Below are 13,257 nucleotides of genomic sequence, written 5' to 3'. Positions count from 1 at the left end.
TTGTCCCGCTAAGCTATGCCCTTGACCATGGATTCGAGGGTGCTGTGAAGTTGAGACAACTCGATTCGCTGCGTGCAGTCGCCGAGGCCGGCAGTCTTCATGAAGCCGCCCGGCGCCTGTTCCTGACGCAACCGGCAATCAGCCGCTCCATTCGCGAGCTGGAAGTCGAACTGGGCATGCAGTTGCTGACCCGATCGGCGAATGGCGCGACGTTGACACCGTTCGCCCACCAGGTGTTGAAGCGCGCGCTGGTCGTTCAGCGCGAAATCGGGCGAATCTTAGAAGACGCGCAGACAGCGCGCGGAGAACTCGGCGGCCGGCTGACGCTCGCCATCACACCGCCTGCATCGACCCGCGCGCTCGCCGACTCGCTGATCGCACTGACGGCCGCGCGCCCAGACGTCAAACTGGAAGTGATCGAATGGCGCGGCGAGAACATCTCGGACGGACTTCGAAATGGCACGGTCGATGTAGCAATTTTCACGCAATATGGCGAGCCCAAAAATGCAGCGTTCGAATGGACCCGACTATACGAACTCGATGTGCAGTTGACGATTGCGGCGTCGTACCAAGGCAGCGAGACTTTAACTATCGAACAGATTCACGCACTGCCGTGGCTTTTGCTGGATTCCCCGACCGATGAATCGAGCTTTGTCGCAACGCTGTTCGGCGAGCGCGGCATGCCGCTGCCGGAGCGAATCACACGGTGTTCCGCGATGAACCTGTATCTTGAACTCGCGACACAGATGCAGGCGGTCGCGGTATTTACGTCGCTGGCAACACCGCTGCTATCGCAGCGTGCGAACGAGGGCTTGCTCAAATTGCTGAGGTTGACCGAGCCGACACCGAAGATCGGGATGTACCTCGCCTATTCCAGCGAGGAACTGCTGACTGCGACGGCCGAGGATTTCATCCGGCGCCTGCGCGCCAAGCTCGATGGCCGCGACGCAGGCCGTTTGCCGGCTGGCATGCCCTACAACGACAACCGGATTGGGGTTCGCTAGTCATGCGCGGAAACTGCGCGTCACCGACAGTCACGCCGCTGGCGCGGCGCTTCCCGCAATCTACGAGCGTCTACGGGTCAACGATAAAACCCGGTTACTCGTTTTCGTCGAAGTAATGCCCGAACTTCGCCTGCTTGGTGCGGATATAACGCTCGTTTTCCTCGCGCATCGGAATGGCCAGCGCGACGCGCTCGCAGACCGGAATGCCGTGCTTCGACAAGGTGTCGAACTTCTCCGGGTTGTTGCTCATCAGCCGCACCGAGGTGACCTTCAACGTGCGCAGAATGCCCGCCGCCGAATCGTATTCGCGCGAGTCGTCGGGCAGGCCGAGGTCGAGATTGGCCTCAACGGTGTCGCGGCCCTGTTCCTGCAACGCATACGCGCGAATCTTGTTCGACAGGCCGATACCGCGCCCTTCGTGACCACGCAGATACAGCAGCACGCCGCAGCCTTCGGCGGCGATGTACCGCAAAGCCAGATCGAGTTGTTCGCCGCAATCGCAGCGATACGAGCCGAGCACGTCGCCGGTGAGACATTCCGAATGCAGACGCGTCAGAACCGACGCTTGATTGGCGACATCGCCCATGACCAGGGCAAGATGTTCGGCGCCGCTTTCGACCACGCGAAACACATAAGAGGTGAACGTGCCGTAGCGCGTGGGAAGCGTGGCGGTGGCGTCGAGAACGACGCATTCGCCGGCGATGGCGCTGTCTGTTGCGGGCGACGGATCGTGAGACGTGAGCATGGCGTTAGGCTGTGGTGCTGACATGAACCCAGGGAACCGGGGATTAGGTGCGGACTCGGAGTTTACCGCTAATCGGCGCCGCGCACCCGGATGTCCCTGTGGCAAACCCGGCAGCCGGCGTCGCCGACGAGCGGACGCGGCGTTCCGAAGGTATTCCCGAGGTTTCGCCGAAGCATCGCCCGCCTATACTGAAACGGCCTGTCCCTGACGACAGCGCGCCACTCGGCGTGCTGCATTGCGCAAGCACTGCAAACGGAGCCGCTCCATGACCAGCGTTGCCCAGCTTCTAAAAACCAAACCGAACGACACCACCGTTTATACGATCGGCATCGACGACTCCGTCTACGATGCGATCAAACTGATGGCCGAGAAGGGAATCGGCGCGCTGGTGGTGACCGAGGGCGAGCGTATCGCGGGAATCGTGACCGAGCGCGACTACGCGCGCAAGGTCGTACTGATGGACCGGGCCTCGAAGGCCACGCCCGTGCGCGACATCATGAGCCGGGCCGTGCGGTTCGTGCGCCCCGACCAGAGCACCGACGACTGCATGGCGCTGATGACCGAGCGGCGCATGCGCCATCTGCCCGTGATGGAAGGCGAACGACTTGTCGGCATGGTGTCGATCGGCGATCTGGTGAAAAACATCATCGCCGAGCAGCAGTTCACCATCGCGCAACTCGAGTCTTATATCCACGGCGAACATCCCTGACGGCGCGGCTGTGCGCGTCGTGCTTCGCGGGTAGCACGCAAAAAACGCCCAATCCGTAAGAGGTTGGGCGAAGCTACCTTTCGGCAGCGGAGGTTCCTTAGCTAATGGACCGTGTCGATGCGGTCTTCCGATACGTAGGCCGCATTTGCGTGCCGGCTCGCATGGCTGCGTTCTGAAATTCGATGATGCTGGCGCTAAGCGTGAGCCACATAGGCTCAATCGCCAGATGGCGCGCTTCGTACGAGTGACTGAAATGACCGTCGGACCGGCTATTGCCGCCTCGCCTCGGGACTCAGGGCGAAGCGGCCAGCACTAGCTTGGTGACCAGAATTAATGACCGAAGTACACCGACTGTTGCGGCGCTTGCGATGCCGGGCGAACCGCATAACCCGATTGCGACGAGCCGTTCACGGCACCACCGTAACCGCTCGTATCGGCGACGGGTTCTTGCGTCTGGGCAGCGGTCGTCGGGTCTTGAGCCTGAACGCGACGTTCAGCAGCCTGGATGTCCGAGGGATAGTTCGGGTCGTTCGACATGGCCGGGTTGTAACCGGCTTGTTCGACCTGGATCAGTTGATTCTTGACTTCGGCGCGGGTAACCGGTTGTTGGCTCGATTGAGCGAACGATGCGACCGGAGCGGCGAGAACGGCTGCAATGGCGACTGCCTTGATGAGCGAATTCATGATAACTACCTCCAATGAGTTTTTTGTTCCGCTTGACACACTGTGTGGGAAGCGAGTGATTTGAGTGTAGTCACCGGATCTCAACGGGAAAACCCTTATTCGCGAGATACATAATTGCTGAAAGTGAAAAGATAGTGAGCTATTTACCGTCATTCGACGGGATAGGTACGAGTTTTCCGTAATAATTGTCAAGGTCGTAACCATCTGTATCCGGTGTATCTAAATACGCGAAGTGCGAGGTCGCTTTTGCCTGATCAACCCGCGGCAAAGCGTCAAACTTGCAGCAGGTGTTGTTGCAGCCAACCCTTCGCCGTCCGCATAGCGATCTGAACCACGCAAGCTGCTCCAGGCCATGGGCCTGTCATCCTCGGCCGGGCCGTAGTTGCGGTGCATCAATCCTCACATCGAACACTTCACCATGGCACTAATTGCGGTATCGTGTGCACGCGGCACGCCAAGCCTTTGCGTCCGCATTCGCCGTACACGCCGAACCTGCAATCGCAGTACCGCTGGCGCAGCACTCGAAGTTCGTTTTCAGTCAGATCCAATCCCGATGTATCCGCTTTCGCAGTACACCGTCCCCCTCTGGGGATCGTCGTATTCATGACACCAGGAGAAATAGTCGATGAAAGTCTTCCCCGCTATCAAGATGGTCGGCGCCGCATTGATCGTCATGGCATCGCTGAATGCCTACGCGCAGAGCAGCGACGCCGCCGCTGACACCACCGCATCCGCGCCGACGGCCAAGCAGACCAAGTCTGCCAACCGTGCCTTGGGCCGTAAAGTGCGCAGCGCACTCTCGAAGACCAAGGGTTTGAGCGTCAATAACATCACCGTGCGGGCGCGCGGCGGTGCTGTGACGCTGGCCGGCTCGGTTCCCGAGCAGCCCCAGGTGGATCTGGCCACGCAGGCCGCGCAAGGTGTGGCAGGCGTGACGTCGGTGAAAAACGCCTTGACGATTCGCCCGGTCGGCCAGTAACAGCAGGCCTGAATCTGGCCGAATATCTGGCCGGTTTAGCTGGCCGGTTCACTCGGCCGAACACCAGGCGAAGCATCCTCCGGGCGCCCATCGTTCTTGGAACGCATGGCCGCCCGGCCGACACGACCAAGGAATTCGAATGACATCACACGCGACCGTACTGCCGCGCTGGACCATCGCGGCGCCGTTCGTCGCCTGGATCGTGCTCGGCGCAGCCTATGCGCTGCCGGGCAACGGCATATTGCTCGCGCTGATCGGCGTGGCGCTCTGCGCGGCAGTGTTCACCGCGGTGCATCACGCGGAAGTCGTCGCGCATCGCGTCGGCGAGCCCTTCGGCACGCTGGTGCTGGCCATCGCAGTCACCGTGATCGAGGTTGCGCTGATCGTCTCGGTCATGCTCACCTCCGGGCCGGAAAAGGCCGGACTCGCCCGCGACACGGTATTTGCCGCGGTAATGATCGTGTGCAACGGCATCGTCGGCTTGTGTCTGCTGGTGGGCGGTATCCGCCATCGCGAGCAGGACTTCCAGATTCGCGGCGCGGCGGCTGCACTCGCAGTGCTCGCGTCGCTGTCGGTATTGACGCTCGTCATGCCGAACTACACCACCACGCATGCCGGCCCCATGCTGTCGTCGTCGCAGCTGGCGTTTGCGGGGGTGTCGTCGCTGGTGCTGTACGGCGTGTTCGTTTTCGTGCAAACCGTGCGCCATCGCGACTACTTTCTCGCGGACGCCGCCAACAGCATCGATGAAGACGCGCATGCCGCGCCTCCCAGTTCCGGCGTCGCGCTGGCCGCCGCCGGTTTGCTGGTCGTGTGTCTCGTCGCGGTCGTGCTGCTGGCCAAATTGCTGTCGCCGGTGGTGGAAACCGCCGTGCAGAACGCGGGTGCGCCGGCCGCGGTCGTGGGGATCATCATCGCCGCGCTGGTGTTGTTGCCCGAAGGGCTCGCCGCCGTGCGCGCGGCGCGCGCCGACCGTCTGCAGAACAGCCTGAACCTGGCGCTCGGCTCGGCGCTCGCCAGTATCGGGCTGACCATTCCGACCGTCGCCGCGGTGTTTCTGTGGACCGGCCAGCCGCTCGTGCTCGGCATCGACGGCAAGGAAACGGTGTTGTTGCTGCTGACGCTGGTGGTCGGCACGCTCACGCTCAGCACGGGACGCACGACGATTCTGCAAGGCGCCGTGCATCTGTCGCTGTTCGCGGCGTATCTGTTTCTCTCGTTCGCGCCTTAAGACGCGCACGTCTAAAACCGGCACATGTGATCCGCGCGCCTACTCTTCCCAATGCTCGGCAATCCAGTCGCGAAACAGATTCAGCTTCTGCTGATGCGCGACCGAGTCCGGATAAACGAAGTAGTAGCGCCAGCCGGTCTTCAGCACGGTGTCGAACGGCCGCACGAGACGGCGCGCCGCCACGTCCTGTTCGATCAGCGCGAGATCGCTGATCGCGACGCCAAAGCCCTGCAAGGCCGCGTTGGTCGCCATGTCGAGCGTGTCGAAGCTCGGGCCGTGCTCGGCATCGACCGCACGCACGCCGGCGGCTTCTTCACCGGCGGCGCTCTCGCCCACCTTCGCCAGCCACATTTTCCAGTCGCGATGATCGCGTGTGGGATGCAGCAGCGTATGCCGCGTCAGATCCGCGATGTGAGCCAACGGCTTGTCCTTCAGCAGATCGGGCGAGCAGACCGGCGTCAGGCGTTCCTCGAAGAGCGGCACCGACTGCACGTCCACGCCCGGTGACGACGCGTAGATGATGGCCGCGTCGAACGGCTCCAGCTGAAAATCGACGTCGTGCTGCCACGTCGTGGAGATCTGCACATGCAGATCGGGATATTCGGCCTGAAAGCGCATGATTTTCGGCAGCATCCACAGCATCACGCAGGTAGGCACCTTCAGCGCGAGATCGGTCCGCTGCCGCGTCAGACGCAGCGAAATCTCCTCGATGCGCGCAAAGCTTTCCTTCACGGCCGGCAGTAGCAGTTCGCCTTCGGCGGTGAGCGTCAGACCTTTGGCGTGACGTTTGAACAGTGGGAACTTGTAGTAATCCTCGAGCGCGATGATCTGCCGGCTCACCGCGCCCTGCGTCAGGCAAAGGTGATCGGCGGCACGCGTGAAACTGCGATGTCGCGCGACGGTTTCGAAGATTTGCAGCGCGTTGAGCGGCGGCAGACGTCGCATGGCAGGTTCTCGTGGCGGATCAGTAAAAGTCATCAAGGGGGCGCCTAGCCTGTCCAGCCGACCGGCGCGCAAAGCCCACAGCTTAAGCGATCAGAATCTCCGGCGCAGCTTCCGCGCGGCCGTCATGCATGCGCCGAACTCATGCCGCATCCGCCAAGGCTCGCGATTCGAGCGGTTTTTGCACCGCCACAGTGCGTCATCGCCCAACATCGCACCAGAACCAAGCTTTGCTCATACCTCACCGCCGGGCCCCGGCAACCCGAAAACCCAAACGTTAACCCGAATGCGCCACCACGACGGCCGCTGCGAGACACCGCCTGTCATCAGGCAAGCCTCAACGCAAACGCACGTCATGAGATTCCGTCATGCCGCCCATGCGCATATTTCGTTTGTTGGGGGTTTTTGACAAACCTAGAGTGCATCACACGCGGCAACTGGCCGCACCGCCGCTTCATCGCGAACATCATCAGGCAACAGGCGTTCAACACGGGAGACCGCCATGCAGGACATCAAACGGGGTAGAAGGCAGGCCATCAAGACGATCGGCGCGGCGCTCGCGGCGTCGACATTGCCCATGCCCTTCGTCAATCTTCGCGCTCAGGAGCAGAAGAGCTTCGCCGGCAAAACGCTGCGCGTGCTGACCTGGTCGGACGACACCGGCGCCGCCGCACTGCGTAACATCGCGGCGACCTTCACCGCGAAGACCGGCGCGAAAGTCATCGCCGATCGCGCCGACGGCACCTCCGGCATGGTCGCCAAAGTCAAAGCCGCGGGCGAGCGCCCCACTTACGACGTGATCACGCTGGCCGGCGTGGGCGCAGCGGGTCTCGGCGACGCCGGTCTGCTGATGAAGCCGGACCTCGACAAGCTGCCGAACCTGAAAGACGTCGCGCCGCAGTACCGCACGGGCGCAAATGGTTTCGGCGTGGGCTACCTGCTGTGGTCCGACGGGCTGATCTACAACACGTCCACCGTCAAGAGCGCACCGACCTCGTACGAAGCGCTGTGGGACCCGAAATACGCCGGCCGCATTTTCCTGCCGCCGCCGGAATGGGCTGAAGCGGTGGACCTCGCGATCATCGCCGCGAAAATGAACGGCGGCTCGCAGCAGAACATCGACCCCGGCTTCAACAAGTTGATGCAACTGAAAGACCACGTGATGACGCTCGGCGAAAATCCGAATCAGGTGGCCGATCTGTTCCGCACCGGTTCGCTCGACCTGGGCGGCATCTACTCGCCGGCCTTCTTCCCCGATCAGATCCGCAAGCCCGAATACAACATGGGCGTGACCTATGGCATGAAGGAAGGCTTCGCCACGCAACTCATGTTCACGGTGATTCCGAAAGCGCATCCCGGCGACAGCGATCTGATTCACGCGTTCATCAACCATTCGCTGGATGCCGGCGTGCAAGGCCGCATGGCCGCCGACGTGCTGAACGGTCCGGTCAATTCGAAAGCGGTGATTCCCGCCGCAAGCCGCGCCTTCGTGCCGAGTCCCAAACAGATCGCCGAGAAAGCCGTGCTGCACGACGACAAGGCGCTCGCCGCCGTGCAGCCGGCGTGGATCAAGCGTTATACGGAAATCTTCTCGGCATGACGTCGCGGCTGGAACGCATGACGCGTCCCTTCCGGCAGGCGCCGGCTTCATCGCCGGCTTCGGCGCCCGCACCCGACGCGGCGCCGGGCGCAACGGCCGCCGGTACGACGCTCGCGCGCGCCCGGCCGTGGCTGCTACTCACGCCGATCCTGCTGTTTCTCGGCGTACTCGGCGCGGCCGCGCTGGTCGTGCTGCGTATGAGCTTCGGCACGGCCGGCCACGAATGGCGCGGCTTCACACTGCAGAACTACGCGGATCTGCTCGACAGCTACTTCCTGAAGTCCTTGTGGCTGACCTTGAAGCTCGCGTTCCAAAGCATGCTTTGCGCGCTGCTGCTGGCCATTCCGGTCGCCCTCGCGATGGCGCGCACGCGCTCGCGGCTCGCGCGGCGGCTGTTGCTGGCGGGCGTGCTGCTGCCGCTGCTCGTCAATCTGCTGTTGCAAGGCTATGGCTGGCTGATCATCCTCGGGCCGGCCGGTCTGCTCAATCACGCGCTGCTCGCCAGCGGACTGGTGCACCGGCCGCTGTTGTGGCTGTATCGCGAGCAAGGCGTGCTGCTCGGTCTGATCCAAACCGCGTTTCCGCTCGCCGTGCTGCCGCTCGCGAGTGCGATGCGCGCCGTCTCCACTTCCTACGAAGAAGCCGCCGCGACGCTCGGCGCGAGCCGCTGGCAAACGCTGCGGCATATCCTGTTGCCGCTCGCGATGCCCGGCCTCGTGTCGGGCGCGTTGCTGGTGTTCGCGTACAACGCCAGCGCGTTCGCCGTGCCGCTGCTGCTCGGCGGCCGCCGCGTGCCGATGCTCGCCGTGCTGGTTCACGATCAGGTCGCGCCGCTGCTGAACTGGCCGGCCGCGTCCGCGTCGGGCGTCGTGCTGATGATCGCCACCCTGACGGTGATGGCGATCTCGCAGCGTCTCGTGCGCCGTACGCAACGTCTTGCCGGAGAGCCCCACGCATGAGCACGCCCACTTCGTTGCGCCTGCCGTTTTCGATGCCCGGTCAGTTGCGCCGCACCACGGCCTGGCTCGCCGGCATCGTCCTGTTTCTTGCCGCGCTGCCGATCCTGACGATGATCACGATGTCGTTCAGCGCCGCCGACACCCTCGAATTTCCGCCGCACGCGTACGGCTTGCACTGGTATCGCGCGGCATGGCAAAGCTTCGTGTCGCCGGACGCGAGCGATTCGCTGTCGATGGGCGCCGCCTTGAGCACGAGCCTGATCGTCGCCGTGTCGACCATGCTGATCGCGACGCTCGTCTCGGTGCCGGCCGCTTATGCATTGAGCCGCTACCGGTTCCGCGGCAAGCCGGCGGTCGAGCAACTGGTCGCGTTGCCGCTCGTCTACCCGCTCGTGATGCTCGGCCTGTCGCTGCTGCTGGTGTTCAACGCGCTGCCCGTCGAACTCGGCGTGTTCCGGCTGATCATCGCGCACGTGATTCTCGCGCTGCCGTTCACGGTCAAGAATTGCGCGGCGTCGGTGGCATCGATCGGTCCCGAGTTCGAGGAAGCGGCCTGCGTGATGGGCGCGAGCCCCACGCGCGCGCTGATCGACGTGATCCTGCCGTTGATGCGCCCCGGCATTCTGGCCGGCATGCTGTTCGCGTTCATCGTCTCGTTCAACGAGTTCACGGTGACCTTCTTTCTCTACGGCATCGACACGATGACGCTGCCGGTGTGGCTGTATAGCCGCACGGTGTCCTCGCTCGATCCGACCGTGTTCTGTTTCGCCGTGGTGATCGTCGCGATCGACCTCGCGCTGATCTGGCTGCTCGAAAAACTGGTCGGCGACGAAGGCGTGGCGCTGTGATGCCGCCCTTCACGACGTCGCTCACCGAATCACGTTTCCGCTGGAGCCTTCGATGACCCATCTGACCTTGCAGGCCGTGACCAAGCGCTTCAACGCGGCGGTGGCCGTCGACCGCGTCGACCTGAGCGTGCCCGACGGCAAGCTGGTGTGTTTTCTCGGACCGTCCGGTTGCGGCAAGACCACCCTGCTGCGGATGATCGCCGGTCTCGAGACCCCGAGTTCCGGCAGCCTGCACTTCGACGGCCGCGACATCACGCATGTGCCGGCCAACCGGCGCGACTTCGGGATGGTGTTCCAGTCGCTCGCGCTGTTTCCGCATATGACGGTCGCGCAGAACGTCGCCTATCCGCTGAAGCTGCGCAACACCGCGAAGTCCGGGCAGACGCGCCGCGTCACCGAACTGCTGGAGCTGATCCAGTTGCCGCACATGGCGAACCGGCCCGTCACGCAGCTTTCCGGCGGACAACGGCAGCGAGTCGCGATTGCGCGCGCCATCGCGTCGCAGCCGAAACTGCTGCTGCTCGACGAACCGCTTTCCGCGCTCGACGCCAAACTGCGCGAAGCCATGCAGGTCGAAATCCGCCTGCTGCAACAGCGCCTCGGCATCACGACGATCATGGTCACGCACGACCAGCGCGAGGCGATGACCATGGCCGACGAAATCGTCGTGATGGAAAAAGGCCGCATCGCGCAGGTGGGACGCCCGCTGGATATTTACCGCGAGCCGGTCAGCGAATTCGTCGCCGACTTCATCGGGCTCGGCAATATCCTGCCGGTCTCTTACGACGGCGCCGGCAGCGCGAGCTTGCCGGGCGGCCGGCGCATCGCGGTGACGCCGCCGACGCGCGCGAGCGGCGCCGAAGGGGAGCTACGCTTGCTGATCCGCCCCGAAGACGTGTGCGTGAAAACGGCCATGAGCCCGGGCATGGGCACGGGCATCGACACGACCGCACAGACCACGCCGAACCAGCTCCCCGGCACCGTCACCTTCATCCGCGACGTGGGCGCCTCGCTCGAAGCCACCATCGATTGCAGCGGCTTCACGCTGACCGCCGCAACGACGCCACGCGAAACGCCAGGCCTCACCCTCGGCATGCCGGTCATGGCGGAATTGCCGCCGCACGCCTGCCGTCTGATTGCGGCGCGCACGACTGCAGCCGCCGCGCCTTGAAGCCGGGCACAAAAGTCACCTCCCATACCTCACGTTTTCGACCCAAGGAAAGATCATGACGCCCATCGTCTCCGCGAAACCCAACCCGCGCCGCGTGTTCGCAACGCTGGCCGCCGCACTCGTCTTCACCACGTTCGGCGCGCTGTGCGCGTTCCCGCAAGCGGCGCATGCCGACGCGCTCGACGACATCGCCAAATCCGGCACGGTTCGCATCGGCGTGTTCGAGGACTACCCGCCGTTCGGTTCGATCGGTCCGGATATGAAGCCGATGGGCTACGACATCGACGTCGCCAACCTGATCGGCAAGGCGCTGCACGCCAAGGTCGAACTGGTGCAGGTGACCGGCGACAACCGCATGGCGTTCCTCACCGATCACAAGGCCGACATGCTGCTCTCGGTCGGCCAGACACCCGAACGCGAGAAGGTGATCGACTTTTCGCAACCCTACGCGCCCTACTACCTCGCGGTGTTCGGCCCGAAAACGCTGCCCGTGAAAAACGCCGCCGATCTCGCCGGTAAGACCATTTCGGTGGCGCGCGGCACGCTGGAAGACCTGAGCGTCACCAAGATCGCACCGCCCTCGGCGACCATCAAACGTTTCGACGATCCTAACGGCGCTATTTCGGCGTTCCTTTCTGGTCAGGTACAGTTGATGGTGGTCGGCAACGACGTCGGCGCCACGATTCTCGCGCGTCATCCCGCGAATAATCCGGAGCAGAAATTTTCGCTGTTCAGCTCGCCGGATCACGTCGGTCTGAACAAGAACGAGCCGCGTCTGAAGCAGAAAATCGACGAGACGATTGCCCAATCCCGCAAGGACGGCAGCATGAACGCGATTTCGAAGAAGTGGCTGCGCGCCCCGCTGCCGGCCGACCTGTAACCTTTTTTGCACGGACCGGCACGCGGGTCCGTGCCGGAGTTCGACCCAACGATGAGCGCCACGTCATGACCTATGCGTTCGATTTCAGCGGCTTCGGCCTGTATGCGGGCATGCTCGCGCGCGGCGCCGCCGTTACGCTGGGGCTCACCGCCGTCTCGACGGTGCTGGGCGGCCTGGTCGGTATCGCCGGGGCCAGCATCGCGACGGCCGGCCCCAAATGGGCGCGCTGGCTGGTCGCGAGTTACGTCGAACTGATCCGCAACACGCCGTTCATCGTGCAGTTGTTCTTCATCTTCTTCGGGCTGCCTAGCCTCGATATTCACATCGACGAAGTCCAGGCCGCGATTCTGGCGATGACCGTCAATCTCGGCGCATACGCCATCGAAATCGTCCGCGCCGGTATCGACTCGATTCCGCGCGGCCAGGTACAGGCGGCCCAGGCGCTCGGTCTGCATGGCCGGCAGATTTTCCGCCACGTCGTGCTGCCGCAGGCCATCGCCAACGTGTTCCCCGCGCTGCTCAGCCAGGTGCTGATCGTGATGCTCGGCTCGGCGGTGGTGTCGCAAATCTCGGTGCCCGATCTCACGTATGCCGCCAACTTCATCCAGTCGCGCAACTTCCGTTCGTTCGAGAGCTACCTGATCATCACCGCGACCTATCTGGTGCTGTCCATTCTGTTGCGGCAATTATTGAACCGCTTCGGCCGCGGTCTGTTCGCCGGGCGCCGCGCGCGCGGCAACGATAGCGCGCCGCGTAGCTGGCGCGCCCGCCTGATGTGGCGCGGCGCCCGCACTCTGCCCACGGAGCGTTGATCATGGTCGAATTCACCCTGTGGGACATTGCCCGCAATCTGCTGCTCGCCGCGCGCTGGACCGTGCTGCTTTCGCTCATTGCGTTCGTCGGCGGCGGCATCGTCGGACTGATTCTGCTCGCCATGCGCGTGTCGCCGAATGCGTGGCTGCGCCGTATCGTCGTGCTGTATGTCGAAGTGTTTCAGGGCACGCCGTTGCTGATGCAACTGTTCCTCGCGTTCTTCGGCTTGCCTTTGCTGGGCGTGGACGTGTCGCCCTGGGTCGCGGCCACCGTCACGCTGACGCTGTACACCAGCGCTTATCTGGTCGACATCTGGCGCGGTTGTGTCGAAGCGGTGCCGCGCGGCCAGTGGGCGGCGGGCGCGAGTCTCGGCATGAATTTCAGCCAGCAATTGCGCTATATCGTCTGGCCGCAGGCGCTGAAAATCGCCGTCGCGCCAACCGTGGGTTTTCTCGTGCAGGTGGTGAAGAGCACGGCGCTCGCGTCGATTATCGGCTTCACGGAATTGACGAAGACCGGCACGATGATCACCAACGCCGCGTTCCGGCCGTTCCCGATTTACGGCATGGTCGCGGTCATCTACTTCGCAATGTGTTTTCCGCTGACCTGGTACGCGCGTGTGCTGGAAAAACGGCAGAAGGTCGGGCAGCATCGTTGAGGATCGACCTGCTGGCGTAAAAAAAACGGCAACC

The 13,257-nt window shown here is 63.4% G+C and carries 14 protein-coding genes; 11 read left to right on the top strand and 3 right to left on the bottom strand.

What is annotated here, in order from left to right; genetic code table 11:
- Nucleotides 1–44 precede the first annotated feature (44 nt).
- Nucleotides 45–1,004, top strand: a complete 960-nt coding sequence (locus FQ746_RS06355) for a LysR family transcriptional regulator (RefSeq protein WP_186310655.1) — start codon at nucleotides 45–47, stop codon at nucleotides 1,002–1,004.
- 94 nt (nucleotides 1,005–1,098) lie between these two features.
- Here FQ746_RS06355 and ribA read toward each other — a convergent pair whose 3' ends face one another.
- Nucleotides 1,099–1,749, bottom strand: a complete 651-nt coding sequence (gene ribA / locus FQ746_RS06350) for a GTP cyclohydrolase II (protein ID WP_144108108.1) — start codon at nucleotides 1,747–1,749, stop codon at nucleotides 1,099–1,101.
- 265 nt (nucleotides 1,750–2,014) lie between these two features.
- Between ribA and FQ746_RS06345 the strand changes: the two genes are divergently transcribed.
- Complete coding sequence (locus FQ746_RS06345; RefSeq protein ID WP_144108078.1) at nucleotides 2,015–2,458, top strand: CBS domain-containing protein; 444 nt, start codon at nucleotides 2,015–2,017, stop codon at nucleotides 2,456–2,458.
- A 330-nt stretch (nucleotides 2,459–2,788) separates the two neighbouring features.
- On the opposite strand, the gene FQ746_RS06340 is transcribed toward FQ746_RS06345, so the two are convergent.
- The gene (locus tag FQ746_RS06340; RefSeq protein ID WP_144108077.1) at nucleotides 2,789–3,142 is read right to left on the bottom strand and encodes a DUF4148 domain-containing protein; all 354 of its coding nucleotides are present in this window, start codon (nucleotides 3,140–3,142) and stop codon (nucleotides 2,789–2,791) included.
- A gap of 625 nt (nucleotides 3,143–3,767) precedes the next feature.
- On the opposite strand from FQ746_RS06340, the gene FQ746_RS06335 reads away from it, so the two are divergent.
- Nucleotides 3,768–4,121, top strand: coding sequence for a BON domain-containing protein (locus FQ746_RS06335; protein WP_144108076.1), 354 nt, complete (start codon nucleotides 3,768–3,770; stop codon nucleotides 4,119–4,121).
- Nucleotides 4,122–4,260: 139 nt separating this feature from the next.
- Nucleotides 4,261–5,352 carry a calcium:proton antiporter gene (locus tag FQ746_RS06330; protein WP_144108075.1) on the top strand — a complete coding sequence of 364 codons (1,092 nt, stop codon included), beginning with the start codon at nucleotides 4,261–4,263 and terminating at the stop codon, nucleotides 5,350–5,352.
- 39 nt (nucleotides 5,353–5,391) lie between these two features.
- Here FQ746_RS06330 and FQ746_RS06325 read toward each other — a convergent pair whose 3' ends face one another.
- Entirely contained in the window at nucleotides 5,392–6,297 is a 906-nt protein-coding gene (locus FQ746_RS06325) for a LysR substrate-binding domain-containing protein (protein ID WP_144108074.1), read from the bottom strand.
- Nucleotides 6,298–6,796: 499 nt separating this feature from the next.
- Here FQ746_RS06325 and FQ746_RS06320 point away from each other — a divergent pair, with 499 nt between their 5' ends.
- The 7 genes from FQ746_RS06320 to FQ746_RS06290 all read left to right on the top strand — a co-directional run bounded on the left by FQ746_RS06320 (nucleotide 6,797) and on the right by FQ746_RS06290 (nucleotide 13,223).
- Nucleotides 6,797–7,894, top strand: coding sequence for a PotD/PotF family extracellular solute-binding protein (locus tag FQ746_RS06320; protein WP_144108073.1), 1,098 nt, complete (start codon nucleotides 6,797–6,799; stop codon nucleotides 7,892–7,894).
- Nucleotides 7,891–8,853 carry an ABC transporter permease gene (locus FQ746_RS06315; RefSeq protein ID WP_144108072.1) on the top strand — a complete coding sequence of 321 codons (963 nt, stop codon included), beginning with the start codon at nucleotides 7,891–7,893 and terminating at the stop codon, nucleotides 8,851–8,853. Before FQ746_RS06320 ends, FQ746_RS06315 begins: the two co-directional genes overlap by 4 nt.
- On the top strand, nucleotides 8,850–9,701 hold the full coding sequence (locus FQ746_RS06310; RefSeq protein WP_144108071.1) for an ABC transporter permease: 852 nt from the start codon (nucleotides 8,850–8,852) through the stop codon (nucleotides 9,699–9,701). Before FQ746_RS06315 ends, FQ746_RS06310 begins: the two co-directional genes overlap by 4 nt.
- A 52-nt stretch (nucleotides 9,702–9,753) precedes the next feature.
- Nucleotides 9,754–10,872 carry an ABC transporter ATP-binding protein gene (locus FQ746_RS06305; RefSeq protein WP_144108070.1) on the top strand — a complete coding sequence of 373 codons (1,119 nt, stop codon included), beginning with the start codon at nucleotides 9,754–9,756 and terminating at the stop codon, nucleotides 10,870–10,872.
- A gap of 55 nt (nucleotides 10,873–10,927) precedes the next feature.
- Nucleotides 10,928–11,752 (top strand): transporter substrate-binding domain-containing protein, encoded by an 825-nt coding sequence (locus tag FQ746_RS06300; RefSeq protein WP_144108069.1) that lies wholly within the window; start codon nucleotides 10,928–10,930, stop codon nucleotides 11,750–11,752.
- Nucleotides 11,753–11,817: 65 nt separating this feature from the next.
- Entirely contained in the window at nucleotides 11,818–12,564 is a 747-nt protein-coding gene (locus FQ746_RS06295) for an amino acid ABC transporter permease (protein WP_144108068.1), read from the top strand.
- A gap of 2 nt (nucleotides 12,565–12,566) precedes the next feature.
- Nucleotides 12,567–13,223 (top strand): amino acid ABC transporter permease, encoded by a 657-nt coding sequence (locus FQ746_RS06290; protein ID WP_144108067.1) that lies wholly within the window; start codon nucleotides 12,567–12,569, stop codon nucleotides 13,221–13,223.
- Nucleotides 13,224–13,257 lie beyond the last annotated feature (34 nt).

The organism is Paraburkholderia sp. BCC1886, assembly GCF_900996245.1.
Lineage (GTDB): Bacteria > Pseudomonadota > Gammaproteobacteria > Burkholderiales > Burkholderiaceae > Paraburkholderia.
The sequence above is the reverse complement of the archived record's forward strand: the minus strand, read 5'-3'. Positions and strand labels throughout refer to the sequence as shown.

What these genes read in the sequence shown, in the direction of transcription:
- ribA (WP_144108108.1), bottom strand. Translation starts at nt 1,749, where the DNA reads ATGCTCACGTCTCACGATCCGTCGCCCGCAACAGACAGCGCCATCGCC.
- FQ746_RS06345 (WP_144108078.1), top strand. Translation starts at nt 2,015, where the DNA reads ATGACCAGCGTTGCCCAGCTTCTAAAAACCAAACCGAACGACACCACC.
- FQ746_RS06340 (WP_144108077.1), bottom strand. Translation starts at nt 3,142, where the DNA reads ATGAATTCGCTCATCAAGGCAGTCGCCATTGCAGCCGTTCTCGCCGCT.
- FQ746_RS06335 (WP_144108076.1), top strand. Translation starts at nt 3,768, where the DNA reads ATGAAAGTCTTCCCCGCTATCAAGATGGTCGGCGCCGCATTGATCGTC.
- FQ746_RS06330 (WP_144108075.1), top strand. Translation starts at nt 4,261, where the DNA reads ATGACATCACACGCGACCGTACTGCCGCGCTGGACCATCGCGGCGCCG.
- FQ746_RS06325 (WP_144108074.1), bottom strand. Translation starts at nt 6,297, where the DNA reads ATGCGACGTCTGCCGCCGCTCAACGCGCTGCAAATCTTCGAAACCGTC.
- FQ746_RS06320 (WP_144108073.1), top strand. Translation starts at nt 6,797, where the DNA reads ATGCAGGACATCAAACGGGGTAGAAGGCAGGCCATCAAGACGATCGGC.
- FQ746_RS06315 (WP_144108072.1), top strand. Translation starts at nt 7,891, where the DNA reads ATGACGTCGCGGCTGGAACGCATGACGCGTCCCTTCCGGCAGGCGCCG.
- FQ746_RS06310 (WP_144108071.1), top strand. Translation starts at nt 8,850, where the DNA reads ATGAGCACGCCCACTTCGTTGCGCCTGCCGTTTTCGATGCCCGGTCAG.
- FQ746_RS06305 (WP_144108070.1), top strand. Translation starts at nt 9,754, where the DNA reads ATGACCCATCTGACCTTGCAGGCCGTGACCAAGCGCTTCAACGCGGCG.
- FQ746_RS06300 (WP_144108069.1), top strand. Translation starts at nt 10,928, where the DNA reads ATGACGCCCATCGTCTCCGCGAAACCCAACCCGCGCCGCGTGTTCGCA.
- FQ746_RS06295 (WP_144108068.1), top strand. Translation starts at nt 11,818, where the DNA reads ATGACCTATGCGTTCGATTTCAGCGGCTTCGGCCTGTATGCGGGCATG.
- FQ746_RS06290 (WP_144108067.1), top strand. Translation starts at nt 12,567, where the DNA reads ATGGTCGAATTCACCCTGTGGGACATTGCCCGCAATCTGCTGCTCGCC.